Origin of the sequence: Alteromonas gracilis, assembly GCF_036870955.2 — a bacterium.
Taxonomy (GTDB): domain Bacteria; phylum Pseudomonadota; class Gammaproteobacteria; order Enterobacterales; family Alteromonadaceae; genus Alteromonas; species Alteromonas gracilis_A.
This window is the reverse complement of the sequence record NZ_CP145482.2, coordinates 1911919-1937610: the sequence shown is the minus strand read 5'-3', so window position 1 is coordinate 1937610 and position 25692 is coordinate 1911919. Positions and strand designations below refer to the sequence as shown.

The window sequence follows — 25692 nt, the reverse complement described above, 5'->3', positions numbered from 1 at the left end:
ATGCGTATTGTCGATATCGCAGTTAAACGCCCAGTAGCGGTGAGCATGTTTACATTTGCTGTACTGTTATTTGGCATGGTGTCATTGGGAAGGTTGTCGGTGAACCTTCTCCCTGACCTGTCCTACCCTACTCTTACCATTCGTACTGATTATGATGGCGCAGCGCCTGCAGAAGTAGAACAGCTTGTATCAAAACCCATTGAGGAAGCTATTGGCGTGGTTAAGGGGGTTAGGAAAGTGACCTCTACTTCACGCGCTGGGCAGTCTGATGTTGTATTGTCCTTTGCATGGGGCACTGACATGGACTTTGCCAGTTTAGAAGTTCGTGAAAAGTTAGATGTATTGCAACTCCCTCTTGATATTGAAAAGCCTCGCTTGCTTCGCTTTAATCCAAGCCTAGACCCCGTTATTAAAATGGGATTAACGGCGCAAACTGAAAGCGCAAGTCTCTCTGTCGAACAAATGAAACGCTTGCGTCTGTATGCTGAACAACAAGTTAAACGCTCGCTAGAGTCTGTTGAGGGTGTTGCAGCCGTGCGTGTTGGCGGCGGTCTTGAAAACGAGATCCACATTCTTATCGACCAGCAAAAAGCAAGTCAGCTTTCCATTCCAATTACGACAATCATCGACCGTGTCAGTGCAGAGAACATCAATGCAGCGGGAGGCAGAATTGATAATGCAGCCCAGGCATTTTTGGTGCGCACGCTAAATCAATTTCAAAGCTTAAGCGATATCGAAAACCTATTTATAGGCCGTTTTGACGGCAAGAATATCCAGCTAAAAGACGTCGCGAAAGTCCAAAGTGCTTACAAGGATCGTGATGTAGTTACCCGCTTTAATGGGAAAGAAGGGGTTGAAATAGCGATATACAAAGAAGGCGATGCAAATGCCGTGGATGTGGCTCAAAAAGTCGCTGCGCGCCTACGTGAGGTGAATCAGAATTTGCCAAGCGACTATACACTCGCACAAATCTATGACCAGAGTGTATTTATCAAACAGGCCATCGACAATGTTAAGTCGGCAGCGGTGATAGGCGGTATCCTTGCCATGCTCGTGCTTTATCTATTCCTACGTGACTTTTGGGCTACCGTCATTATATCGGTATCAATCCCCGTTTCGGTGATCGCCACCTTTAACTTAATGTATGCCAACGACATCAGCCTTAATATGATGAGTTTGGGAGGTATTGCGTTAGCGGTGGGGCTACTTGTAGACAACAGTATCGTAGTACTTGAAAACATTGACCGTCATAAAAAGCACAAGCATGCTCTAGGTAATGACGACACAGAAACACTTGCTGCCAGTGAAGGCACAAAGGAAGTATCTGGCGCTATTGTTGCTTCGACACTTACCACAATGGCTGTGTTCGTTCCTCTTATTTTTGTAGAAGGTATTGCGGGGCAATTATTTAGAGATCAAGCACTCACCGTGTCCTTCGCACTTGCTGCATCACTTGTGGTTGCGTTGACCCTTATACCTGCCATGGCGCACAAAAAGAAAAAACAGCAACTCGACCATGAAGATACGTTTGACCACGCTCCAGCGCCTCGCCCCTCTACATTATTGGGAAAAATTGGTTATTTCATCACCCTACCTAGGTTCGCTTAGTTTTTAAACTTCTCTCTTTGCTATTAGCATCATTGGTAACACTTGCAATTGGCGTTTGGCAAGTGATGAGCAAGCTACTAGGGTTCATGTTTGCACCGCTTATTTTTGTTTTCAACAAAGGGTTTGACTTACTTGCCAAAGGGTACGAAAAGCTACTTGCAGTAAGTTTACGTGCACGCACCTTTGTGCTTATCACTGCTTTTGCCCTAGCGGCCGGAGCGGTAACACTGATTCCGAAGTTGGGTATGGAGCTTATTCCAACCCTGTCGCAAGGCGAGTTTTCTGTTGAAGTAACCTTACCTGCAGGGTCTCCGCTTGCTAGAACGGATGATGTAATGAGTGAATTGGCCCAAGTTGCTGTTGCCCCTGTGAACAGTGACAATGAAAGTTTGGTGCTGCGCACATATGCGATGTCAGGAACAGGAAGCCTAATAAGCGCTGCGCCAAATCAGGGTGGCGATCATTGGGGACGCCTGAATATCGTAATGAAACCCAGTGCCACTGAGGCTGAAATGGTTGCTGTAAAGCAACAACTGCGTGACCACCTTGCATTTAAACCACAGGTACAAGCTAGGTTCTCAGAACCTGAACTATTTAGTTTTGCCTCGCCAATACAGATTGAAATAGCAGGCTACGATCTTAATCAGCTGCAGCAATACGGCGACGCAATTGCAACAAAGCTGGCAAGCTATCCAAACTTTGCTGATGTGACGACTAGCATTCGCGACGGCAATCCAGAGTTAAAGATTGCGTTCCATCACGCCAAACTTGCCCGACTCGACCTTGATGCAGCCACAGTATCTGAACTTATTGCGGCTAAAATTGGCGGACGTGTTGCTACCCAATACAGTGTAGAAGATAGAAAAGTAGATGTTTTGGTACGCACATTTGAGAGTCAACGTGATGATATGGCAAGTGTACGCGCCATTGTTGTAAACCCTGGTGCAACACAGCCAATTCCACTTAGCGCCGTTGCTGATGTCTACATGAGTGTTGGTCCGAGCGAAATAACGCGCGTAGGTCAACAACGAGTAGCGCTAGTGTCAGCTAACTTGGCAAGAGGCAAGCTTGATGAGGCCGTATTGATGGCCAATAAAGTACTTGATGAAACACAGCTTCCGCTAACACTAAGTGCGCATGTAACAGGGCAAAGTGAAGATATGCAAGATAGCTTTCGCTCTTTGCAGTTCGCCCTGGGGTTAGCCGTGTTTATGGTCTATCTAGTAATGGCTTCACAGTTTGAGTCTTTGCTGCACCCATTACTGATATTGTTTGCCGTTCCGCTTGCTGGTGCTGGTTCAGTTTATGGTTTATGGCTTACAGGTACGCCATTAAACGTTGTGGTATTTATCGGCCTAATCATGCTGTGCGGAATCGTAGTGAATAACGCCATTGTTTTAGTGGACCGCATTAATCAGTTACGTCGTCAAGGCATGGAAAAACAAGCGGCTATTGTTGACGCGGCAAAAACACGCTTACGTCCAATTGTTATGACAACGCTGACCACAATTTTAGGTTTACTTCCTATGGCGTTTGGCCTGGGCGAAGGTGCTGAGATTCGCACGCCAATGGCAATAACCGTCATATACGGGTTGCTGTTTGCAAGCTTACTCACTCTGGTTCTGTTGCCAGTGCTATATAGCTTGTTCGACACGAAAAAAATGCTAGCGCCTGTCAGTGACAAAGAAGTAGCTGCGCAACAAGGCGATATGGGCAAAGGAGGTGTGCTATGAGCACACCATCTAATAACACCTCTACCCCACCGCTTGGTAAAATAGCTGGCATTGGTGCTGCACTGGCGAGATTTGCGCTTAATAAACCTGTCACCGTCGGTATGTTATTCATTTCGATGCTCCTTTTCGGCGTCGTGTCGGGCAGACTATTACCACTTGAGAAGTTTCCCGGTATCGATATTCCTGAAATGGTGGTGCAAATCCCCTACCCTGATGCTACGCCAGTAGAGATTGAAACCATGATCACGCGGCTTATTGAAGAAGCAATTGCCACCATGTCAGGTATAAAACGTCTTCGTGCGCGTTCTTACGACAATATGGCTGAAGTGATTGTTGAGTTTGACTGGGATGAAAACTTAAAAGCTAAAAGTATTGAAGCACGGGAAAAGGTTGACGCGATACGGCATGAATTGCCGGACGATATTGAGCGCATAATGGTGTACAAGTTTAACACCAACGACATGCCTATTTTTCAACTTCGCGTCTCTAGCGACCGGGACTTATCCAATGCATACGATCTTTTGGAACGTAATCTAAAACGCCCACTTGAGCGTGTGCCGGGCGTATCAAAGGTAGAGCTTTACGGCACGATGAAGCGCCAAATTACCATTCGCCTCGACCCTAAGAAAATGGCGGCCTATCAAATTGATGGTACCCGTTTGCAACAGCAATTAGAGGGCGCCAATTTCTCACTAACCGCTGGTTACATGTATAACAACGGTGAGAAAATCCTGGTTAACCCTACTGGCGAGTTCACTGATGTCAATGACTTCAAAAACATGTGGGTTACCCGCAGCGTGCGCTTGTCAGATATAGCAACTGTCACCTACGAACTTCCAGAGCGCAACGAAGGCCGCCACCTCGACCGTACATTTGCCGTTGGCTTTAACGTATTTCGCGAGTCTGGTAGTAACTTAGTTGAGGTTTCAGACGCCGTGATGGAAGTTATTGATGCAGCAGAAGAAGACCCAGAGTTTACTGGCATAAGCTTATTTGTTATGGACGATACCGCCAAAAGCGTAACGTCTTCATTGAGTGATTTGCTTAATGCGGGTTTGCTCGGTGCCCTACTTTCTGTCATTGTGTTGTATTTATTTTTAAGACAGCTCACCACCACACTCATCGTTGTACTGTCGGTGCCTTTCTCTATTTGCATCACGCTAGGCGTTATGTATTTATTGGGCTATACACTTAATATTCTTTCCTTGATGGGATTAATGTTAGCCGTCGGTATGCTAGTAGATAATGCAGTTGTTATCACAGAAAGTGTTTTTCAAGAACGTCAGCAAGACAGTAACGTCGGTAGAGCAACTCAAATTGGGGTTAACAAAGTAAGCTTGGCGGTCATTGCGGGTACGGCGACCACGGCAATTGTTTTTTTACCCAATATCGTTGGCGTGAAAATAGATGTCACTATATTTCTTGAACACGTAGCTGTGGCTATTTGTATTTCTTTATTTGCCTCTTTGTTTATTGCCAAAACACTGATCCCACTGCTGACGACTAAAGTGTCAATTCCTGTGGTCAAAACACCTAAAACGCCTGGTTACATTGCAGGCTATGGCAAGGCGCTGCAATGGATGCTAAAGAACCAAGGAAAAACCTGCCTTATTGCTGTGTTCATTTTGGCGTCTACCATTATTCCAATGCAGGCTGTCACTGGTGATGATGAGGGCAACAACAATCAAGAGCGTATTTGGTTGAACTACCACATCACACAAAACTTTACGTTAGACGAAGTTGAAAAAACCGTAGACAAGATGGAAGCCTATTTATATGACAATCAAGAGCGATTCCATATTAAACAGGTATACACTTACTTTACCGCAGGTCACGCTGTGAGCGGGATCACGTTAAATGATGAGCTTCCGGTGCTTAGGTAAGCAAAATTAAGGAAGACATTCGCGAGAGCATGCCATCTTTTGTGCGCGCCCGCCCGTCTTTTCAATGGGATAGCGGTAACGGTGGCGGCATTCGCCTTACGTTGCTTGGCGAGTCGTCTGAAACGCTTCTTGCTATCTCAGAGCAGATCATTCCTATCCTTGCCAATATTGATGGCTTGGAAGATGTAAAGGCGGATACAGGTTCTACGCGTGATGAAGTGCAAATACGTATTGATCGAGAAAAAGCTAATCGATTTGGCATTCAAGTTAACACTGTCGCTGGCCTTATCGCTACAGCCCTTCGTGGAAACAACTTGCGTACGTTCCGCTACGGTGATGCTTATGAAGTAGATGTGCAGCTTAAGTTTGGTAGCGATGTTCAAGCCTCGCTAAGTGAACTGAAAAATATCAATATTGGTTTCGCGCAAGGACAGTCTGTGAATTTGAATATGATTGCCGATTTCTCAGTGAAGCCTCAGCTTTCGCAGATAAATCGCAACTACAGACAAACTGCCCTAGCCATCGGTGCAAACTTAGAAGGTGAAACCACCACAGAGCAAGCCCGTGAACGTATAGAAAAAATGCTATCAAACATTGAGTTACCCACTGGATATAAGTGGACACTTGATGGCAGTTTCACGCGTCAAAACGAGGCAAATGCTGTAATGCAGATGAACATGCTGCTGGCGCTTTGTATGATATATGTGGTTATGGCCGCACTGTTTGAATCGTTAGTCCTGCCTACGTCAGTAATAACATCATTATTATTCTCATTCACTGGCGTATTCTGGGCCTTTATGGTGACCTAAGCACCCCTATGTCAGTAATGGGTATGATTGGAATGCTTATCCTTATGGGTATTGTGGTGAACAACGGTATTGTTCTTGTTGACCGAATTAATCAATTGGTTAACGAAGGTTTATCGCTTTATGACGCTGTAATAGAAGGTTGTGTAACCCGTATACGTCCAATTCTTATGACAGTGGCGACCACTGTGCTAGGGCTTATTCCGTTAGCGATGGGGAGTACGCGCATTGGTGGTGACGGCCCTCCATATTCACCCATGGCCATTGCCATTATTGGTGGATTGGTCTTCTCTACACTAACGAGCTTGTTTTTAGTACCGTTAGCTTACGTACTGCTGCTAAAACTGCGTTTCAAAACACAGCGACTGTTTAGAAGTAGCAAGGCCAGAGTTGGGCGTTGGGTAAAGGTATAAACGTTAAATAAACCTTGATTAAGATAAAGATCTTGAACTAATTAAGCGGGTTTGCAACACATTCAGAACCGTCGAATGTTGTGCTAACCCGCTTTTCTTTTTTTGCCTTTCTTGTAAAACACAGCCACTCGCTTAACTGCGCGACGTTAAGTATTCATAGACAGCGTTTGCATCTCGCTCAACTGAAAACTCAATAAGGCTACTGCCATTACAAGTTAACCCTTCTTCTGACGTTACCATTCGCAATACTTCGCGCTGACTTGCACCAATGCGACCAACATTACGCGACAAACTAGAGCGAAGTACTTTAATGTCATCGTTGATAATCGCTTTACAAAATCCAGCAAACTGCGTTTCGCCAACAAAGCGAACATCTTTTTGCGGTGCTGCTGCGCTAACATTAAAGGCCATGGCAGATGTTACGACCAAAGCGCTGGTGACGAGTGTTGATTTAAATAATTTCATGTTTCTGTCCTCTCTTGGTATTTAATTAAATGCTTCTTTTTGTGGTCAACACAGCGTGAGTCGCTTGTTGCTGAACACCATTAAGTTATGCACCAAGCGCTAAAATTTTGCTGTTTAAAGATTGTGGAAGGACAGTAAATATTTGGTAAAACAGGATGTTACGAAAACTTTAAAATTATAAGCTATTGATATGCATAACTATAAACAAAACTGATATAACATATTTAAAGTCAAGTACAGCGAATAAGAAAAAACTATTATAAGAACAGACACAAAAAAGGCCTCGTTAAAGGCCTTTTATTGTAATTTTAACAAAACTGGTCACATTATTATGTGCTTCTATTGCAATTAAGCTGCATAGAAACGTAATTAAATTACACTTTATTCGTACTTTCTCTCGCGTTTAGTCTCAATCGCATCAATGTAAGCATGCCAAGACGCATACCCTATTAACGGCATCAAAATGATAAACCCGACAAACCCAGTGACAAAACCAATAGCTACTGCGCTAAAAATAATAGCCCCCCAAATCAGCATAGGGACTTTGTTAAGCCATACCGCATTTACACTGGTTAACACTGCTGTACCCAAGTCGACTTTGCGCTCCATCAAAATGGGCTGAGTAAATGCTGTCACAAATAACATAGCCAAAGTAAAAATAGCGCCAACAATAGTGCCCAACATAAGAAACGGCAGCAGACTTTCTAAATTGTTTTCGATATAAGGTGGATAGAGTGCGTGAATCAACGACGCTACGCGCAACCAGAATATCATCATCACCATAAGCATAATGGCGAAGCCCCATTCATTGAATGCGTTGCGGCGCATAGCGCGAAGTGAGTGACGAAGCGTTGGTTTATGGCCTTTTTCCATCTCCCAACTTACATCGTAAAGCCCAGCAGCTAAAAAAGGCCCAACGAGCATAAAGCACACAATGGCAGGTAAAATAACGAGATGCCATCCTGTCATTTGTACAAGATACATGATTGACCATGGAATAACTGCGAACAGTATTCCGTAAAAAACCGTTAAGCCCGGCGCGCGCATGGCATCCCTTAAACCAAGGGACAACCATTTAATGGGATCGCCAACATCCAGCTCCTTGCAAGGGATCACTCTCGCGATACCGCTCTGCGTGATGGCGTTCTCTGGTGTCTCTTTAAAATGGTGCGACATATTCTTATCACCTCTAGTTGCATACCTAGTACTGGCGCATTTTTTATACACGCCTTATTACTACGATAGGCTTAGATTAAAAAGTTCACAAGCTATTAACAATATTTTTATGGATTAATGACAAAAGAGATAAATATCCCTCTTTCTGTTTAAATATTAGCCGCAACATGAATAAACACATCATTTATAGTAAATATAGATGAGAATCCCATCGCATAGTGCGTTAGTTTGCGATAACCTCAGGGTATGTAAATCAACCAGATAGACCATGAAAACTGTATCTCGCTCACATAAATTAGATAACGTTTGTTACGACATCAGAGGCCCAATCGCCGCACAGGCTAAAAAGATGGAAGATGAAGGCCATCGTATTTTAAAATTGAACATCGGCAACCCTGCCCCATTTGGTTTTGAAGCCCCTGATGATATTGTAAAGGACGTAATCCATAACCTGCCCACGTCTCAAGGATATTCTGACTCGACAGGAATTTATGCTGCCCGTGTTGCCGTGATGCAGTATTACCAGCAGCGCAACATTAAAGAGATTCGCGTTGACGATGTTTATATTGGAAACGGTGTATCCGAACTAATCATGATGGCCATGCAAGCATTGCTTAACCATGGTGATGAAGTGCTGATCCCTAGCCCAGACTACCCTTTGTGGACCGCTGCGGTGAGCCTCTCTTCTGGTTCACCCGTGCACTATCGCTGCGACGAACAAGCCGGATGGTTTCCGGACCTAGACGATATAAAAAGTAAAATTACCAGCAAGACGCGGGCAATTGTGCTTATTAATCCCAACAACCCAACCTAGGTGCGGTTTACGACGAAGCCCTTCTTCAAGAAGTGGTAGAGATAGCACGCCAACACGGCTTAGTTGTTTTTAGCGACGAAATTTACGATAAAATTCTCTACGATGATGCAAAGCACACAAGTATAGCGTCGCTAGCGGATGACGTGTTTTTTGTCACTTTTGGTGGGTTAAGTAAAAACTATCGCGTCGCGGGCTTTCGCTCAGGGTGGCTGCTAGTTAGCGGTAATAAACGTCTGGCATCTGACTACATTGAAGGGCTAAATATTTTATCCTCAATGCGAATGTGCGCAAACGTACCTTGTCAAAGCGCAATTCAAACGGCGCTTGGTGGCTATCAGAGTATTGATGACTTAGTAAGAGAGAATGGTCGCCTGCGGATACAGCGAGACGTGACAACTGACATGCTAAATGGCATAGACGGGATTCATTGTGTTAAACCCAAGGGCGCTATGTATTGCTTTGCTCGTGTCGACGAGAAAAAGTTTAATATTCATAACGATGAGCAAATGGTGCTGGACTTACTAAGTTCCGAAAAAATTCTTCTTGTACATGGCCGTGCATTTAATTTAAACGAAGGGGTTTATTTCAGACTCGTGTTTTTACCGCACAGTGATGTACTAGTGCCTGCGCTACACCGCATTGGAAACTTCTTTAGAACGTACAAGCAAGGAGCGTAGTGTGTCTGATAAAAGCCACTTTTTTGCTCACTTAGCGCGTTTAAAACTTATTAATCGCTGGCCGTTAATGCACAATGTGCGAACAGAAAACGTACAAGAGCACAGCTTGCAAGTCGCCATGGTGGCGCACGCACTCGCGCTTATTAAGAATAAGTTTTTTGGTGGTACGCTAAATCCAGACCGCATTGCCACAGTTGCCATGTTTCATGACGTATCAGAAGTACTTACTGGCGATTTACCCACACCTAGTAAAGTATTTCAACCCTGCCATAAAAGAAGAATATAAAAAGATAGAAAAAATTGCAGAAAACAAACTGATAGAAATGGCACCAGAAGCGTTTCGGGAAGACTATGCTGCGCTTATCGACCACCATTACCATAGCGAAGAAGAAGCTTTTATTGTAAAAGCAGCCGATGTGTTGTGCGCCTACTTAAAAACGCTAGAAGAACTTGCCGCGGGCAATCAAGAGTTCAAACTTGCAAAGAAGCGGTTAGATAAAATTCTCAAAGAATATCACTCTGATGAGGTTGATTACTTTTTAACACGCTATGTGCCAAGCTTTTCATTGAGTTTAGATGAGATAACCCTAGATGAAATGTAAGATGCGTTGCGCAATTGAACAATAATTGCGCACCACAGGCACCGCCCATCTATTAAAATGCGATCAATATCCAAAGATTTATTCAAACAAAGATCATTATGGTCATTTTAATATTATTGTGTTTCGCTCTAGCGGTTTATACAGTTATGAAGCATTTAGAAAAAACATTACTTTCTATTGCATGTGTCACTATTGTTGTTTCAACAATTGCCGCGCTAGCGTCGTCATCCTTTCTATCAAGAAAAGAAGCCTCCGTCGTGGTCTTTATCGCATTTATCTTTACCACCACATGTTTTTTCCTAAGACAACGAAGAGATAAATAGAAACACCCAGCCTTGCTAAGCTCTGGAAGTTATGACGCAACTGTGATCGGGCAGCGTGCGCGAATATATGCTGCGTTAATTAATGCACAGCTTATATCACGTCGTTATATGTTCCATTACAAAATGCGGTTCGATTTAAGAAAAGTAACAATTTTGCTTATGGATTCGCTTTCAACTAGGCCTTTTTCTGTTTTCTCAAAGCTCTTTGTTTCAAGTTCAGCAATAAGGCCGCCAGATGTCGTTGAATACACTTCAGTGGTCAGTGTAACGGTTGCCGCAAGCCCCATGTCTCTTTCCGTTTCTATTTCTTCATATTCGTAAACAAAGATATCGGTGAGCCTTCTAAATTGAGGTTTTTGTATCGTTTTTGTTTTTGATACACGTTGTTCATTAATCTCTAGTTCAATGTCTTTAAGCCTAGTCACTAAAACGGCTTCTACATTGAGCTTTTTAACAAGTGCGATCACTGATGCCTTAGTAATTTCTTGTTTGCGACCAATTTCTTTATGAACGCTGTACGCTTCAACGCCTTGGTCTTGAAGCGCATTGATAAACTCTTGTTCGAATTCAATACTGTTGGCGCGCTTCTCGCCTAGCCCCAAAACAAGGAAGGACTTTACGTTTTTTGGTAACGATTCACTAACGAAGGTAGTTTTAAGCGTTGCGGGTGGTGTAGAAACACAGGCACTCAAAACAAAAAATGTACATGTTACTGCTAGGGCTCGAAGTAGTATTGAATAACGCACAATGACACCTCTTTATTGTCTTTTCCGATTGTTTATCCTAATGCTCAATTCGCTTCCAAGTCGTTACTTTGGCGTTTCTCTGAAATTTCTGCGCTTGCGCTGAGATACCTGAAGCTTGCACTTAAATTCGCGTAATTAGCCGCCTGCATACACTAATGGTTGTAGCGCATTCAACAAACGGTTATAAAAGTAGCACAGCAATATCAAATAATCTCGAAAAAAGAAGGATCTATGGAGGCTATACAGTGGTAGCAACGTGGGAAAAAGCATTACACGAACGACGCTTACCTAGAAGTGTGAGCCGCGATGGCGATCATCGTAACCCATATCAGCGCGACAAAGCACGCGTGCTTCACAGTGCCGCGTTTAGGCGCTTACAGGCCAAAACACAGGTATTGGGTGTTGGATTAAGTGACTTTTATCGAACTCGCCTCACCCACTCATTGGAAGCAGCACAAATTGGAACCAAGTATTACTGCGCAACTTTGTGGCAAGTTTCCTGATATAGCTGACACGCTAGCACTTGATGCAACTCTTATTGAAACGCTGTGCCTCGCCCACGATATAGGCCACCCGCCATTTGGGCATGGAGGTGAAATAGCACTTAATTACATGATGCATGAGCACGGCGGCTTTGAAGGCAATGGGCAAACATTTCGAATAATCTCTAAGTTAGAACCCTACACCGCCGAGCACGGTATGAATTTATGCCGCCGAAGCGTGTTAGGTTTAGTGAAATACCCAAACTTCATTGACGCACTTCACAGTCAAGAAGCCTTACCCGAGCGTCCCACATCACTGCGTAGAGTCAAAGCCGAAGATTGGCACCCGCCCAAAGGATTGTTCCGCTGCGATGAACCTTTATTTGATTGGTTACTCGACCCTTTTTGTCAAAGTGATAAAGACCGCTTAATGCAATTTAGCCCAAAACAAAACGGTCACAGCAAAACACAGTTTAAGTCGTTTGACTGCTCCATAATGGAGTTATCAGATGATATCGCTTATGGGATTCATGACCTCGAAGATGCCATTGTTATGGACATGGTGCACAAGTCTCATTTTGTTGATGATGTAACCCTCCCCCTAAAAGCATTAGAAGTGCCTTGGCTTTCTGACAATATTGAAATACTGACTGATAAGCTTTTTAGTGCGCAACATCACGAAAGAAAAAATGCCATTGGCGCTTTAGTAAACAGCTTCATAACGGCTATTGACATACAGGGTGTAGAAGGCTTCACACACCCACTTTTGGCCTTTAATGCCACTATGCCACATCGCTTTGCAGAAGCACTTGAGCTGTTTAAACGCTTTGTATACCGAAAAGTAATACGCCGTCCAGATGTACAACTGCTTGAATACAAAGGTCAGCTGGTTGTAATGGAACTATTTGAAGCCTTTGCGTCCGACCCAACTCGCCTTCTGCCAGAAAACACGCAAGTCCGCTGGCGAAGTGAGCAGGCGCACGGTAACGGCATGCGCGTGCTAGCAGATTATATTTCAGGTATGACAGATGAATTTGCGTCGCGCCTCTATGGCAGTATTTTCTCTCCCAAACAAGGCGGCATTCAAGACAGTTTTCATATGTAGTGCTCCATATGATAGGTCTTTCAATATATTGATGGCTACCTCGCGCGAACCACACGCTGTGTATAAATTGCTTACCACGCTGATAGCTAATTTTGCACTATCCTTAACCTGCTCTTTATATTTTCAGTTAGCATTTGACGCGTGTTGTCTGAGATATCTTGCTTTAAGTCTCCCATTTCTTGGTACAAGACCACATTTAATGTTGTAAAAGCGGACGTACCTACTCATTTTTCAGAATTTGATTCCAAGAGGCGATAACACAAAGGCTGTGTGTTTTGATCAGGAATCTCTTAAAGCTGTTTCCAGCCAGGGAATATATTCAACTTCAATATAACTATAAACTCTGTCTTTAAGCGATGCTGCTGGAATAATGCCCTCACGCTCAAGTTGTTTGATCAACGCCTTTGTACTTTGTTCAAAAGACGTCGCTCTAATTTGATTGTAAGCCACGGCCAAGTTGCGTAAAAGCAATGCAATATCAATTCGCTCGTCTAACACTCCCTCTGGTGAGCGCTTATGAAAATCGAGAATTGCGCGATGTGTTTGCGCCATGAACACCGATTCTTTTGTCACGACACCATACATTTGGGCTGATAACTGCTTTGTCGCTTGATCAATTTTGCTAAAGCGGGTCTCGTGGACTTGCTCAAAATACGCATCGTTTGCGCCTACCAGTGTATCTAATGCCTTGAGTGCAAATTTGCGCTTTTTGTCGCCGTAAAGCGTGCAGCTAAGAAAATTGCGTCGCTTAAGTTTGTCATGCATGTAGCGCGCTTTTGTTCTTTCAAAAAGGTTAGTTATCTTGTCGAGTATAACTGCAGAAGATTCTACTGGTTGTTGCTCAGTAACATATTGCAGTGCAAGCGTGGCAACAACCATGTCGGCAAGTTGCACGTAGGGAGAATGTAGTATGTCTTCTATTTGGGATAGCGTTGAACTCTCTTTGCCAGCTAACTCGCCAGTTATCAAAGATTGGTACAATGATGTACTCGTGTGTGAGGCGCGGTCGATAAACGGGAAAGCGTGATTTGAGTACAGCGGTTGCGCGTTTGACACGTTAGCAGCGCCGATTAGCATCAATATACTGAGAAATGAAAAAACTCTCATAATGGACTTTTCCCTGTAAGCCTAACAATAATATCCTTATTACATTCAACACTACTGATATTGTGAAGCTATGTCAAAAGCGATAAACAGCTGTAATTTTTGAAATTTAAATTCAACTCGCTTGGTCTTAATGAATAGCTGTTTGAAACCAAATTGTACTGTTTTCGTATTTATGATGTAGGCACGTATGCAATGCTACATTGCACGCAAAACAGTACGTAGAATGCGGATGCTCGATACACCGCATTGTTAAATAAACAAAGGTGAAGTAATGCCAAAGCTATTTAGACCATCAGTGCGATTAACAGAAAACGACGTAACCGATGAGCAGGTTTATTTAAATCGACGCTCTTTATTAAAATCTATGGGTTTTTTAGGGGCGTCTACATTACTTTCGACACCTGCGAGCGCTGCCGGATGGTTTTGGAGTGATGACGAAGAAAAAACGCCGTTTCAAGCGCAACCTCTAGAGTTTACACAGCCTCCTAAGTACCAAATTAACGAGACGAGAACGCCAGAGAATAAGGTTACGTCGTACAACAACTTTTATGAATTCGGTACATCTAAAGATGCCCCTGCAAAAAACGCCACTGAATTTCAAACCAACCCGTGGACGCTAAAAGTAGACGGCTTAGTTAATAAGCCTTTGACACTGGATTACGACGCACTCACCGCACGCTTTCCGCTTCAAGAACGTATTTATCGACTAAGATGTGTTGAAGCATGGTCAATGGTTGTGCCCTGGGTGGGCTTTGAACTGGCCTCTCTTATCAAACAAGCCGATCCTATGATGTCTGCGAAGTACGTGGCGTTTGAAACATTGTACGACCGAGATCAAATGCCAGGGCAACGCAGTCGATTTATGGGTGGAGGTATCGACTACCCCTACGTAGAAGGGCTACGTCTTGATGAAGCAATGCACCCTCTTACATTAATGGCTGTTGGGCTTTATGGAAAAACGCTGCCTCCACAAAATGGCGCCCCTATTCGCCTAGTCGTACCGTGGAAATATGGGTTTAAAAGCATTAAGTCAATCGTGCGTATTCGCTTAACTGACAAAGAGCCGCCGACAACCTGGAATAGACTGGCGTCCAATGAATACGGTTTCTATGCCAACGTGAACCCGAGCGTTGCCCACCCACGCTGGAGTCAAGCCAGTGAGAGGCGTATTACCACCGGCGGGTTGTTAGCAAGGAACCGCATTGAAACGCAAATGTTTAATGGCTATACAGAAGTTGCGCCTATGTATGAAGGCATGAATTTGTCTCGCTATTATTAAGGGCAATGTAGTCACTATGCCATTAAGAAAAAAACCACTGCGCTTGCCTATTTGGCAGCGCAGAACACTTAAAGCGATAATCCATAGTGTTGCATCGGGATACTTGTTTTGGCTTTTTTACGCCGGGGTGAACGATCTTCTAGGGCCAGATCCCGTCGAAGTTCTTATCAATGAAACAGGTATTTGGGCCATTCACATTTTACTGTTTACATTAACCCTTAGCCCGTTGGCCAAATGGCTTCCCAGCCCTGAGCCTATACAATTTAGACGCTTGGTTGGCGTCTATAGTTTTGTCTATGCATTTGCCCATTTTTTTACGTATGTGTTCTTTGAATTACAGTTAGACATGGCGCTGGTGCTCAGCGAAATCGTCAGCCGCCCTTATATTGTGGTGGGAATGATCGCGCTTATTTTGTTACTTGCTTTAACGGCAACGTCGTTTAAACGCATTCAAAGAAAAATGGGGAAACGTTGGCAGTCGCTGCACAACACCGTGTATTTAATATTGCCATTAACCCTACTTCATTTCAGCTGGTCTCAAAAAACCTTTTGGCAAGAGCCTATTTGGTATTGGCTCATTGGTTTAGTCGTTTTAAGTCCTCGCGTGAAAGCGTGGATGGTCAGGCGCCAGAGAGATCGCAAAAGAAAAACCAAACCACAATTAGCTTAATACAAACAGCAAAATCGCATAGCGTGATGTTTTACTTACAATCACGCAGCATAGGAAAAACCATACGTTTGTGCGTAATACACCCGCTACTAAGGTGATTGGGTCTCCAATAACGGGGACCCACGCCAGCAATAAACTCCACTTTCCCCATCGTTCAAAAAGGTGACTCGCACGTACAAAGCTGTTGTTGTCGATTCTTAACCATTTCGTAGCAACAACTCTTCCGTATCGGTAGCCCAGGACATAGTTCACAAGCGAACCCAAAATGTTACCCATAGAGGCAACAACAAGTAACAGTAGGGGCGAAAAACCACTTGCAAATAAAGCTGCAAGCACCACTTCAGAGCTCAAAGGTAAAATGGTTGCTGCCAAAAAGGCAGATAGAAACATGCCAATATACCCAAGACTTGCCAAACTACCCACGAATCATCCTCTGCGTCGTTGCACGCTTTTCTAACCTTTAAAACTGCTCATTGTTCGCGCTTTTAATGCCTTCAAGCGCGCAGTCGTTATACCAGACATTGTTGTACAAGCCACGTGGAATATGAAAATTTCAGCCACACGAGCATATTGATTGAAAAAAAAACAATTTTTGCTTGCAAAACCATTTAATTAAAACTACTGTATAAACATACACACTGTATAGGCAAACAGTTTATTAAAGAGGTCTAGTTATGAGCACATCTTCAGTTTCACGATTCAACGCGCTTCGCACATCGGTTTCAAATGTTGTACAACTACCTCTACCCTTCGAAGGGTTCCCCGGCGATGGAAAAGGCGGCAATGGAAAAGGGTGGAACTATCTACTGGCAAACACAGTTTCATTTTCTAAAAGCGTTGACCACGCAATTCGTATTCAGAAGCCTGAGAAAGAGAAAGTACCAGAGTGGATCAGCAAACTGATTACTGGAGGTCAGTGTAAAACGCTATATGTAGAAAATATTGATTTAGACTTACAGCCAACTGATAGTGAAATGATCAAAAAGCTCTGTGAAATGTACTCTGTAAGCCTAGTTAACGTGCGTGTAGACCACTCTAGTTTGAACAATGGCCTAGCCATAGGCCCATGGTAAATGGCCCTTGGTTAAATAGCTCTGGGTAAAGACCATTAAGTAAACAGCCTCGTGGCCAGCTTTCCTTCGCAGTTTATACTGGATGTAAACCGCCCGTTGAATTAAGCAAAAGTACTGGAAAGGTGTTACATCGGGAATATAATAGCCGACTAATTCTCTACTATTTGCGGCTTTCATAATGCGTTGTTTTTGCTGTTCACCTCTTCCCTATAATCAATGTTGCGAACCTTTCTTAACTGGGGCTGCTATACCTGATTATGCTGAACAGCTCATGCGCTCGCGCTTTTCTGCTTATGCTCAGGGAAATTACCGCTATGTATTGCAAACGTACACAGAGGAAAAACAAGCAGGGCTTAGTGTTGAAAACCTTGCTGAAAGTGCGCAAGGCTCAACATGGTTTGCACTTGCTATTAACGCATCATCACCGTCATTACCTGAATTTAGCAGAGATACGCTTGAGCGAGACACTGTAGAATTTACCGCTTATTATTTTGAGAACAAGCAGGTATTTCAACTACATGAAACATCAAATTTCATCAAAGAGAACGGTGTATGGCGCTACCACGATGGAGCTTTGCACAATGACTGCGGAAAAATAAAAGTTGGTCGCAACCTTCCCTGCCTCTGTGGTAGCAAAAAGAAATTTAAACAGTGTTGTTCAACTAAGTTACGCTAAAGTTGAGTGTTAAGTTAGTGCTCTGTACTAAAGTAAAGCGCAGTAAGATGCGCAACTCATCCTCTTAGTATTGTCTATTGCTTTCCTTCATAAACATTCACCAAGTAATCAGACTGTACATTCATTTTTTGTAATACCTTAGGGGAACTGTTCTTCAACGTTTTCCGCATAAGCACACGTGCGGAAACCTCAGGCGCTTTCCTCGTTGCTTCTTCATATATAGCTTTACTCGGCCAAAGCGCGTATGCAACGTACAGGCCAGTATCCGACTTATGTAGCCTCGAACCGCAGCTATTGTGAACGTTTAAGAAATACTCTGTTGTTTGGCTCCAGTATTTAACAAATTCAGTTTCCTTTCCCGCTTTTACATCAAATTCAATAACGATCGCATACATCCATCTTGCTCCTATTCAGCCATAAAACTTATAGACAACTCTACCCCCTCAAGTTAACTTGAGGTCAAGTTTATTTTGGGAGATATGAATGTCGCGAGATAATTTGACTGTTGGGGCTGTCGCAAAACGCTCTGGTGTGAAGGTGAGCACACTTCATTATTATGAATCGATAGGCCTTATAGCTAGCTTTAGAAATAACCAAAATCATAGAATTTATAAGAAAGATGTACTCAGGCGAGTTTCAGTCATCAAAGCCGCTCAGAAAATGGGGGTTGGACTAGAATCAATAAAACAAGCTATGTCTTTTTTACCCCTCAGAACTGCTCCTTCGAACAAAGACTGGAATAACTTAGCGACATATTGGAAGAAAGAGTTAGATTCAAGAATTAGTTTTCTTCAGAACTTAAGCGAAAACATGACCGGATGCATTGGCTGCGGATGCCTGTCTATGGAAAATTGCCCTATATACAATACAAATGACGAACTGAGCAAAAAAGGTACTGGTGCAGTTTTGTTAGATAATTTGCGTAACGAGTAAGTTGCGTTTGTCTGTTGAATTCGCTCGCGTGTATCGTGCTACCTCGCGCTTAATTTTGTTCATGTATTAAGAGAGCGCACTTCACTGAAGCCCTATACTGACAACTTTGAGAACGCTCTTTTTGACTATCTGCGTTGTTTCGCTGGCTATTTCGAGCGCCCCTTGTGCGTAAACATCAGCGGCAGTACAAGTAATAAAAGCCACGAACTTGAAGGGCTTGGTAGCGAAGTAGCCGTGCTGCCATTTGAAGCATTTAATATTGAAAATGCGGCATTTGCTAACGTAGGGCCGCCTATCTCTTCGGTCGCTACAACCGTATGGCCATTGCGAGTGGTATAAAGCGCGCTTCCCCGGTTAACATATTGAAACTACTAACAGCCAAGGTGGCGATATCTTGTGTAAATGGGTGTTTTGCCGCATTAGCAATGGCGCTTTCGACCGAGAAACCGTCAAAACGGATACTGCTTCCCACGCCCGATAAAAAGCTATTAATATTGTCATAGTGTCTATCGAACTGAGTTTCAGCTACCACGATGAGATTGCCACCACTCTTTGCGAAGGAATTGATTACGTTTAATTCATCCTGAGAATAAAACAACGTGTTATTGCGTCGAAACTGATTAAATACTAGTAAATCAACATCGGCTAGTATGTCTTGCGTAATGGTACTACTTCCGATAACAACGGATTCAACATTGAGTTGATAGTAAAGATTAGCAATTCCATCTACCCCCAGATACCGAAGACGGCTAAATAAGACATTATTGGACGAGCCGAGAAGGTTTTTATAAAGTTGTGTATTGGGTCTTTCGTCAGCATTTACATCGCCGATGACGGTGATAAAGCCTGCTGATGCACAAAAAGGGAAAATTAATGCTATAACTAGCATTAAGACAATAGTTAATTTCACGAGATACCTTTTCGTTTTTTGTTATTTTTGAATTAGCGCTGAGCCGGAATGTAGCAAAGGTAAGTACCTAATACATCGGCAAAAATGTAAATTCATCCTAATTGCTAATAACCGCGTTATCGCATTTAAGGCACTATTAATTTGACGAGTTACATTCTCATGGAAGAAAATTGAAACGCAGTGCAAATGGGCAGCACACTGTTTTATATTTTAAGCTACACCCCTTTTAACAAGGCGGATTACTTTCATTAGAGGTTTTAAGTATGTTTCGCTTGATTTTGGCTTTTTCTTTGGTATTGCTGTGCAATCATTTAAACGCCAAGCCGATTAAGCTGTCTCTTGCTATCAACTCTCCAGGCACTCCCCCGCATTTGTATTTTGATGCCACACAAAATCGCTATGTCGGCGTCATTGCCGACATATTAGCAACTGCTGAAAATGACAATGCTATCGAAGTGACTTATGTTGACTCTCACCGAAGCAGAAGTGAAACCTTTGTCGCTGAAGGGCAACTAGACATGTTCTATTCAAGCCTTGAATGGCTGGATGAGCCTGGGAGATTTATTGCCACAGACCCCATATTTCTGCATAAAAGCTACCTATATTCACATCAACCTTTTCCTGCAGGCTTTGGCGCTAACGCTAGTACTCATGCTCGAATATGCACGAGACGCGGATTTCACTACCCTGGCCTTCAACCATGGTTTGAAAAAGGTAACTATGTGCGGATAGACTCATCTAATCATGAAACTATGCTCAGAATGTTGTTGCTAGGCAGATGCGATGCTGCCGAGTTAAATGTGAAAAACATGAGGGCATTACAGCAACAAGATATGTTTAAAGATATACCATTTTACCGTCTTGAGTCACCAACAAGTGTAGTAGCCGCTCGACTTATAATGCATCCGTCCAAGAATAAAGCCAAAGACGTAATCAATGGCTACATCAAAGCATTTTTAGCGCAAAACTTGTATGAAGAATCGCTCCAAAGACATATCAACAATACGCGCTATTCGCATGAGTAAGACCACTCGTACTCCATTTGTCGCGCTACCCCTTTAGCCGCATCAAGGCTAATCAAGGTTGAAACCATATAAAGACTCATATCAATACCCGCTGAAATACCACCTGATGAAATAAACTTTCCGTGATGAACCCATCTCTTGTCTCGAACAACATCAAGCTGTGGAAACATGGTCTCAAGCGCGTCTTGATCTTCCCAATGTGTAGTGACTAAGCATGGATTGATAAACATTGGCCGCCGCTAGTATGAAGGCGCCTGTGCACACGCTACAGGTAATGGTAGTGTTACCGTTACAATGCCTAAGCCACCTAAGCACACGCTCGTTGTCTAGCATCGCAAAATGTTCACCCCCACTACACAAAGTATGTCGATGGGAGGGTGTTCAGCTAGGGAATAATGCGGCACGATAGGCAGATTGCCACGAGCATATACGGTATGTTTGGTATCAGCTATTGTGAAGACGTTCCATGTTTCTTCAAACAGCCTTTTGGCGACACTAAATACTTCAAATGGTCCGCCAATATCGAGTACTTCAGCGTTATCATAGATAAAAATACCGATATTCACTTTGCCTCCTGGCGTTGCCACATTTACCCTTTAAAGAATTGAATACTCAAAGGATATGGCCACAACTCGCCGTTATTCGCCTTCATTGCAGCAACAATTGCAAATATCAGATTGAGTAAACCTAACAAAGCAAAACCCAAAAAGCCAATAAGTATAAAAGCAAGCACGGTACAAATTACGGAATAGATGAGTAAACTTAACAACCAATTTGCGGTTACTCGGCCGTGCTGGTTAATTGCTTCGTCTTGATCTTTGTGGGCAATCCACAAAACAATTGGCAAGATCAAACCAAGACCAGGGATTATAAAGCTAGATAACTGACTAAGGTGAATTACCGTGCAGTAAGTACGACTTGTCATACCCCAATACATTTTTTCTTCCATTGACATCGCTTCCTTTTTTATGATTTTTATAAACCTTACGCATCTACATCATGCTTGTTTTGTGCGTATTATTTATACTTTAATCGACTTCGGGACTAATCACCACATCGATATTTTTGTTTATCTTATCATCACTTCAAAGCTCTGTAGCGCGTTTTAGTTGATAAACATGCACCGCAACGTTTTCACCAGTTGCAAGCAGTGCTTCAGTGATAACTCTTTCATAGCCAGTGCCTTCAAATTCATCAAGCATAGGCCAGTTATCTGACAAACAGGCTGAGCATAAGATCCCCCCTCAACAAAGTACTCCGAACGTTGCTCGGTGTCTAAGATAATACCGGAAAAACCCAAAGCAGCGCCCCACCCTTCTTCAACAAGCCTACCTCTCACTTTTCCTTCAACCCAATTGCCTTTGATATGAGAGACGACATGATGATTTGGACAACCTGGTGCCAAAGAGCCATATATAAATAAATTGTCTGAGGTCATAGTTAAATATCTATTACTTAGGCGTTTAAAATCTTGCGGTGTTAATGGCCAAAATCCATTGCACTTGTTATGACCTGCTTTAGCGCATCAATGGGCAAATCATCCTTGTCTTTAAAGTTGATGCAACCTGTCCCTGTTTTAATGGTAGGGTAACATTGCTTAAACTGTTCAAGGTGTTGCGCGGAGCAAGTATAGAGCGATACGTAATTTTTTTGATTGGCAATCGCCACCCAGCCAGCGTCTATAGAGAACGTAGGCATTTTGTACTTCATTGAAACTTCGGCACTGGGATAGAGTGAAATTATTAGGTCAGCCAAACGCTGTAACTTGATGCGACGCGCTTTTGGAAGGGCTTCTAAATACGAATTCAATACCATTTCTCACCTCCAACCGACCTGCCCTCTTACTATAGGGCACGAGTAGCTTTATGGGGAACTTGTTTTTTTCCGCTTTAACGGAAACAGTCCTAGCCAAAAACCCGCTTCACAAATAAAGCCAAGTAAGATAAAAAAGAGTGCGCTAGGTTTTCATTCCCATACTATAGAAAGCCAACGCTGCCACGAGTAACCCCAAAGTACCAACAATACGCAGTATCACTCTCATGGTGACTCCTTAATTTGTCAGCGTGAACGACATAGTTGCCGTAATCACAATGTTTACTCTAAGACTTCACACAATAACCCTATCAGTCTCAAAAAACGAACGGTGCCTACGCAAAATTTGTAAGTATTTGTACATTAATCAAAAGTAAGGAACTGGAACAGAGAAGACGATGTGTGTTCATTTTTACAACTAAAAGTACCTGGTGTTCTTTTATTGTTTTACAAATTGTCAGCAGCGTTTCACAATGTTTGAGCATGTCTCTGTTTAACACAGTAAAAACACAAAAAATAAGGACAGACAATGATCAAGCACAAACGAACTCTTTTGGCCGCTCTTGTTAGCGTGTCGCTATTTGGTTGTGGGGAGAGCGCAACGCAAAGTGCGCTTAAGCACCTGAACTAAATGCACAAGATGCAAAAGCATTCTTAGAACAAGCACAACGCGACATTGAAAAAATGCAGGTACCTGCAGCACATGCGCAATGGAGTTATGCCACTAATATCAACTTCGATACTGCTGCAGTAAGCGCATATTTTAGCGAAGTACTTTCAACCAAGGTTGCAAAGTTAGCGAAGGAAGCTGCTAAGTTTAACGACGTAGAAGTAGATGCTGATACCCGTCGTCAACTCGACTTACTTAAAAATGGTCTGACAATGCCGCCACCGTCTGATACCAAAAAAGCAGAACGTTTGGCTAAAATTGGCTCTGACCTAAGCGCTATGTATGGCTCTGGTGAATACTGTAATACTGAAGGCGTCTGCAAAAGCTTGGTTGAAATGAGCGGCGAAATGGCAACGGTACGCGATGCAGATTTACTTCTTGAATACTGGAAGGGCTGGCGCGAAGTGTCTAAACCAATGGCACCGCTTTATGCCGAACAAGTAAACATAGCCAATGAAGGAGCAGCTGAACTTGGCTTTGCTAATGTCAGTGAACTATGGCGTGGTAAGTATGACATGCTTAGCCGACGAATTCCCTAAAGAGCTAGACAGATTGTGGTCGCAAGTAGAGCCATTCTACGAGTCTCTGCACTGTCATGTGCGCGCTAAACTTGGCGAGCATTACGGCGAAGATGTAGTTCCTCAAGATAAGCCAATTCCCGCGCATTTGTTGGGCAATATGTGGGCACAAACGTGGGGCAACGTTTATGACATAGTAAAACCTCAACAAGAAATGAAGGTGCCAGATGTTACTGCGGCATTAAATGCACAAGGTTATGATGAAATCAGCATGGTTAAACAAGCTGAGTCATTCTTCTCTTCTCTCGGTTTTGAAGAGCTTCCTGAGACGTTTTGGGAGCGCTCTATGTTCCAAAAACCAGAGGATCGTGATGTACAATGCCACGCCTCTGCGTGGGATCTAGATGACAAAGACGATTTGCGCATCAAAATGTGCATTCAAAAGACAGGTGAAGAGTTTAACGTCATTCACCATGAACTTGGTCACAACTACTATCAACGAGCTTACAAAGACCAGCCTCTGCTTTATCGTGGATCGGCAAACGATGGTTTCCACGAAGCGATTGGCGACACTATTGCCCTTTCAATTACGCCAAAGTATCTGAAGCAAATAGGTTTGATTGATGAGATTCCAGATGCATCTAATGATATTGGCATGCTCATGCAAGTTGCGTTAGACAAAATTGCGTTTATCCCATTTGGCCTAATGGTTGACCAATGGCGATGGAAGGTCATGTCTGGCGAAGTATCACCTGAACAATACAACGATCTGTGGTGGGAGCTACGCGAAAAATATCAAGGTGTGATGGCGCCCGTTGCACGTGGTGAAGACGCATTTGATCCAGGCGCGAAGTATCACGTTCCTGCAAATGTGCCTTATACACGTTATTTCTTGGCGCACATCTTACAGTTCCAATTCCATAAAGCGCTGTGTGATATTGCGGGTGATGAAGGTCCGCTAAACCGTTGTTCAATTTACGGCAGTGAAGAAGCAGGTAAGGCGTTAAATAAAATGCTAGAGATGGGCATGAGCCAACCTTGGCAAAACGCACTTGAAACGCTGACTGGTTCTCCGGAAATGGATGCAAGCACGATAGCAGCGTACTTTGCCCCATTGAAAACGTGGCTAGACGAGCAAAACGCTACTCGTCAGTGTGGTTGGTAGTTAAAAACTGGATTAACCAACACAACCCATAACATCGATAAAGCCTCGCATTTTGCGAGGCTTTTTTGTATTTAGCCATATATTTACCGTGAGTTAACACATAAAGTTACTGGCCGAGAGCATATGCATTTCAGCGACAGTGGTGATCTAGTTCTGGGTTCAAGCCTATAAATTACTGACTTAATTAACCCAAGGAGGAGTATTATGGCGAATGCACTTATTATTGGCGCTTCAGGACAAATTGGAAAACAAGCCGTTGGCAAATTACTGGATGCGGGACACCACGTCGTTGCACCTGTTCGCAACAAAGACAAACTATCAGACATTGAACACCCGCACCTAAGCGTGGTTGAGCAGGATTTAGAGAAGGACTTTTCTGCTCACTTTGAAGGCGTTGATACTGTCGTATTTACTGCTGGCTCAGGTGGCAATACTGGCGCTGAAAAAACATTATTAATCGACCTTTGGGCTGCACGCAATGCAGTCAATTATGCAAAGTCAGCAAAAGTGCCAAAGTTTATAATGGTGAGCTCTATTGGTGCCGGAGACCCAGATGCAGTTGAGTCGCCAATAAAACCTTATCTCGTGGCAAAACATATGGCAGATGAACATCTAATTCATAGTGGTTTGCACTATATTATCTTGCGCCCTGGTACATTACTTAACGAGCCAGGCACCCACTTAGTGCGCACAGATATGCCCACAAATAAAAATGAAGCGGTCATTCCCAGAGAAGATGTCGCAACCGCTATTGTTGAAAGCGTCGCGCGTGAAAACAACAATGACGTTATTACTTATTTATTCAAAGGTGAAACGCCTATTGCACAGGTGTTTCAATAGAAGCGATGTAAGCGTTGTATATAAATAAAGCCCCAATACAGGGGCTTTATCACGCTATGGTATAAGTGACTGGCTTGTCCAATTTCCACTTGTATCAATATGATGGCGTTCTCTGTACTGAGGGTTTCCGCGTAGGTTTAAGTAATCCACCTCATAAATAGATAGCATGATTACACAAAAA

At 43.3% G+C, this 25692-nt stretch carries 20 protein-coding genes and 6 pseudogenes; 14 read left to right on the top strand and 12 right to left on the bottom strand.

Annotated features, from left to right (window positions below; translation table 11 throughout):
• Nucleotides 1–3341, top strand: a pseudogene (locus tag V6N89_RS09415) (efflux RND transporter permease subunit).
• Nucleotides 3338–6443, top strand: a pseudogene (locus V6N89_RS09410) (efflux RND transporter permease subunit). The pseudogenes V6N89_RS09415 and V6N89_RS09410 overlap by 4 nt, the downstream one beginning before the upstream one ends.
• Nucleotides 6444–6575: 132 nt before the next feature.
• Here V6N89_RS09410 and V6N89_RS09405 read toward each other — a convergent pair.
• Together V6N89_RS09405 and V6N89_RS09400 are read right to left on the bottom strand one after the other, a co-directional pair.
• Nucleotides 6576–6908 (bottom strand): DUF3718 domain-containing protein, encoded by a 333-nt coding sequence (locus tag V6N89_RS09405; RefSeq protein ID WP_338517321.1) that lies wholly within the window; start codon nt 6906–6908, stop codon nt 6576–6578.
• A gap of 381 nt (nt 6909–7289) precedes the next feature.
• Nucleotides 7290–8084: a DUF2189 domain-containing protein gene (locus V6N89_RS09400; protein ID WP_338517320.1), complete on the bottom strand. Its 795-nt coding sequence runs from the start codon at nt 8082–8084 to the stop codon at nt 7290–7292.
• A 268-nt stretch (nt 8085–8352) separates the two neighbouring features.
• Here V6N89_RS09400 and V6N89_RS09395 point away from each other — a divergent pair.
• Nucleotides 8353–9575: pseudogene (locus V6N89_RS09395) on the top strand (pyridoxal phosphate-dependent aminotransferase).
• A gap of 1 nt (nt 9576) precedes the next feature.
• Nucleotides 9577–10177, top strand: a pseudogene (gene yfbR, locus V6N89_RS09390) (5'-deoxynucleotidase).
• Between the two features lie 439 nt (nt 10178–10616).
• Here the strand turns inward: yfbR and V6N89_RS09385 are convergent.
• Nucleotides 10617–11246 carry a hypothetical protein gene (locus V6N89_RS09385; RefSeq protein ID WP_338517318.1) on the bottom strand — a complete coding sequence of 210 codons (630 nt, stop codon included), beginning with the start codon at nt 11244–11246 and terminating at the stop codon, nt 10617–10619.
• 155 nt (nt 11247–11401) lie between these two features.
• Here V6N89_RS09385 and V6N89_RS09380 point away from each other — a divergent pair.
• A pseudogene (locus tag V6N89_RS09380) lies at nt 11402–12833 on the top strand (anti-phage deoxyguanosine triphosphatase).
• A 279-nt stretch (nt 12834–13112) separates the two neighbouring features.
• On the opposite strand, the gene V6N89_RS09375 reads toward V6N89_RS09380, so the two are convergent.
• Complete coding sequence (locus tag V6N89_RS09375; RefSeq protein ID WP_338517317.1) at nt 13113–13940, bottom strand: hypothetical protein; 828 nt, start codon at nt 13938–13940, stop codon at nt 13113–13115.
• A gap of 271 nt (nt 13941–14211) precedes the next feature.
• Here V6N89_RS09375 and msrP point away from each other — a divergent pair, with 271 nt between their 5' ends.
• Both msrP and V6N89_RS09365 read left to right on the top strand, forming a co-directional pair.
• A complete protein-coding gene (gene msrP / locus V6N89_RS09370; RefSeq protein WP_346993691.1) occupies nt 14212–15219 on the top strand; it encodes a protein-methionine-sulfoxide reductase catalytic subunit MsrP in 1008 nt (335 codons plus the stop codon).
• Nucleotides 15220–15235: 16 nt separating this feature from the next.
• Nucleotides 15236–15889, top strand: a complete 654-nt coding sequence (locus tag V6N89_RS09365) for a sulfite oxidase heme-binding subunit YedZ (RefSeq protein ID WP_338517316.1) — start codon at nt 15236–15238, stop codon at nt 15887–15889.
• Here V6N89_RS09365 and V6N89_RS09360 read toward each other — a convergent pair.
• Complete coding sequence (locus tag V6N89_RS09360) at nt 15881–16279, bottom strand: YqaA family protein (RefSeq protein ID WP_431189794.1); 399 nt, start codon at nt 16277–16279, stop codon at nt 15881–15883. The two genes, V6N89_RS09365 and V6N89_RS09360, sit on opposite strands and share 9 nt — an antisense overlap.
• Before the next feature lie 284 nt (nt 16280–16563).
• Between V6N89_RS09360 and V6N89_RS09355 the strand changes: the two genes are divergently transcribed.
• On the top strand, nt 16564–16962 hold the full coding sequence (locus V6N89_RS09355) for a deoxyguanosinetriphosphate triphosphohydrolase (protein WP_338517314.1): 399 nt from the start codon (nt 16564–16566) through the stop codon (nt 16960–16962).
• Between the two features lie 271 nt (nt 16963–17233).
• Complete coding sequence (locus V6N89_RS09350; protein ID WP_338517313.1) at nt 17234–17638, top strand: YchJ family protein; 405 nt, start codon at nt 17234–17236, stop codon at nt 17636–17638.
• 74 nt (nt 17639–17712) lie between these two features.
• On the opposite strand, the gene V6N89_RS09345 is transcribed toward V6N89_RS09350, so the two are convergent.
• Nucleotides 17713–18033, bottom strand: coding sequence for an antibiotic biosynthesis monooxygenase family protein (locus tag V6N89_RS09345; RefSeq protein WP_338517312.1), 321 nt, complete (start codon nt 18031–18033; stop codon nt 17713–17715).
• Between the two features lie 88 nt (nt 18034–18121).
• Here V6N89_RS09345 and soxR point away from each other — a divergent pair, with 88 nt between their 5' ends.
• Together soxR and V6N89_RS09335 are read left to right on the top strand one after the other, a co-directional pair.
• Complete coding sequence (gene soxR / locus V6N89_RS09340) at nt 18122–18571, top strand: redox-sensitive transcriptional activator SoxR (protein WP_338517311.1); 450 nt, start codon at nt 18122–18124, stop codon at nt 18569–18571.
• A 162-nt stretch (nt 18572–18733) separates the two neighbouring features.
• Nucleotides 18734–18910, top strand: coding sequence for a hypothetical protein (locus V6N89_RS09335; protein ID WP_346993690.1), 177 nt, complete (start codon nt 18734–18736; stop codon nt 18908–18910).
• On the opposite strand, the gene V6N89_RS09330 is transcribed toward V6N89_RS09335, so the two are convergent.
• Nucleotides 18879–19481 carry a hypothetical protein gene (locus V6N89_RS09330; RefSeq protein WP_346993689.1) on the bottom strand — a complete coding sequence of 201 codons (603 nt, stop codon included), beginning with the start codon at nt 19479–19481 and terminating at the stop codon, nt 18879–18881. The genes V6N89_RS09335 and V6N89_RS09330 overlap by 32 nt on opposite strands.
• A 263-nt stretch (nt 19482–19744) precedes the next feature.
• On the opposite strand from V6N89_RS09330, the gene V6N89_RS09325 reads away from it, so the two are divergent.
• Nucleotides 19745–20506: a hypothetical protein gene (locus V6N89_RS09325; protein WP_338517309.1), complete on the top strand. Its 762-nt coding sequence runs from the start codon at nt 19745–19747 to the stop codon at nt 20504–20506.
• Here the strand turns inward: V6N89_RS09325 and V6N89_RS09320 are convergent.
• From V6N89_RS09320 to V6N89_RS09300, 5 genes are all read right to left on the bottom strand, one after another.
• Entirely contained in the window at nt 20491–20736 is a 246-nt protein-coding gene (locus V6N89_RS09320) for a hypothetical protein (RefSeq protein ID WP_346993688.1), read from the bottom strand. The two genes, V6N89_RS09325 and V6N89_RS09320, sit on opposite strands and share 16 nt — an antisense overlap.
• Before the next feature lie 96 nt (nt 20737–20832).
• Nucleotides 20833–21093 (bottom strand): hypothetical protein, encoded by a 261-nt coding sequence (locus V6N89_RS09315; protein ID WP_346993687.1) that lies wholly within the window; start codon nt 21091–21093, stop codon nt 20833–20835.
• A gap of 2 nt (nt 21094–21095) precedes the next feature.
• Entirely contained in the window at nt 21096–21461 is a 366-nt protein-coding gene (locus V6N89_RS09310) for a DUF4870 domain-containing protein (RefSeq protein WP_338517308.1), read from the bottom strand.
• 130 nt (nt 21462–21591) lie between these two features.
• Nucleotides 21592–21726 carry a hypothetical protein gene (locus V6N89_RS09305; RefSeq protein WP_338517307.1) on the bottom strand — a complete coding sequence of 45 codons (135 nt, stop codon included), beginning with the start codon at nt 21724–21726 and terminating at the stop codon, nt 21592–21594.
• 259 nt (nt 21727–21985) lie between these two features.
• Nucleotides 21986–22321, bottom strand: a complete 336-nt coding sequence (locus tag V6N89_RS09300) for an iron chaperone (RefSeq protein WP_338517306.1) — start codon at nt 22319–22321, stop codon at nt 21986–21988.
• Between the two features lie 526 nt (nt 22322–22847).
• Between V6N89_RS09300 and V6N89_RS09295 the strand changes: the two are divergent.
• Together V6N89_RS09295 and V6N89_RS09290 are read left to right on the top strand one after the other, a co-directional pair.
• Nucleotides 22848–24671, top strand: a pseudogene (locus V6N89_RS09295) (M2 family metallopeptidase).
• Between the two features lie 204 nt (nt 24672–24875).
• The gene (locus tag V6N89_RS09290; RefSeq protein ID WP_338517305.1) at nt 24876–25511 is read left to right on the top strand and encodes an SDR family oxidoreductase; all 636 of its coding nucleotides are present in this window, start codon (nt 24876–24878) and stop codon (nt 25509–25511) included.
• The last annotated feature ends 181 nt before the right edge of the window (nt 25512–25692 follow it).

Excerpts from the sequence above, each read along its gene's own strand:
- V6N89_RS09405 (WP_338517321.1), bottom strand. The coding sequence starts at position 6,908 with ATGAAATTATTTAAATCAACACTCGTCACCAGCGCTTTGGTCGTAACA.
- V6N89_RS09400 (WP_338517320.1), bottom strand. The coding sequence starts at position 8,084 with ATGTCGCACCATTTTAAAGAGACACCAGAGAACGCCATCACGCAGAGC.
- V6N89_RS09375 (WP_338517317.1), bottom strand. The coding sequence starts at position 13,940 with ATGAGAGTTTTTTCATTTCTCAGTATATTGATGCTAATCGGCGCTGCT.
- msrP (WP_346993691.1), top strand. The coding sequence starts at position 14,212 with ATGCCAAAGCTATTTAGACCATCAGTGCGATTAACAGAAAACGACGTA.
- V6N89_RS09365 (WP_338517316.1), top strand. The coding sequence starts at position 15,236 with ATGCCATTAAGAAAAAAACCACTGCGCTTGCCTATTTGGCAGCGCAGA.
- V6N89_RS09360 (WP_431189794.1), bottom strand. The coding sequence starts at position 16,279 with ATGTTTCTATCTGCCTTTTTGGCAGCAACCATTTTACCTTTGAGCTCT.
- V6N89_RS09355 (WP_338517314.1), top strand. The coding sequence starts at position 16,564 with ATGAGCACATCTTCAGTTTCACGATTCAACGCGCTTCGCACATCGGTT.
- V6N89_RS09350 (WP_338517313.1), top strand. The coding sequence starts at position 17,234 with ATGCGCTCGCGCTTTTCTGCTTATGCTCAGGGAAATTACCGCTATGTA.
- V6N89_RS09345 (WP_338517312.1), bottom strand. The coding sequence starts at position 18,033 with ATGTATGCGATCGTTATTGAATTTGATGTAAAAGCGGGAAAGGAAACT.
- soxR (WP_338517311.1), top strand. The coding sequence starts at position 18,122 with ATGTCGCGAGATAATTTGACTGTTGGGGCTGTCGCAAAACGCTCTGGT.
- V6N89_RS09325 (WP_338517309.1), top strand. The coding sequence starts at position 19,745 with ATGTTTCGCTTGATTTTGGCTTTTTCTTTGGTATTGCTGTGCAATCAT.
- V6N89_RS09320 (WP_346993688.1), bottom strand. The coding sequence starts at position 20,736 with ATGTTTATCAATCCATGCTTAGTCACTACACATTGGGAAGATCAAGAC.
- V6N89_RS09310 (WP_338517308.1), bottom strand. The coding sequence starts at position 21,461 with ATGTCAATGGAAGAAAAAATGTATTGGGGTATGACAAGTCGTACTTAC.
- V6N89_RS09300 (WP_338517306.1), bottom strand. The coding sequence starts at position 22,321 with ATGGTATTGAATTCGTATTTAGAAGCCCTTCCAAAAGCGCGTCGCATC.
- V6N89_RS09290 (WP_338517305.1), top strand. The coding sequence starts at position 24,876 with ATGGCGAATGCACTTATTATTGGCGCTTCAGGACAAATTGGAAAACAA.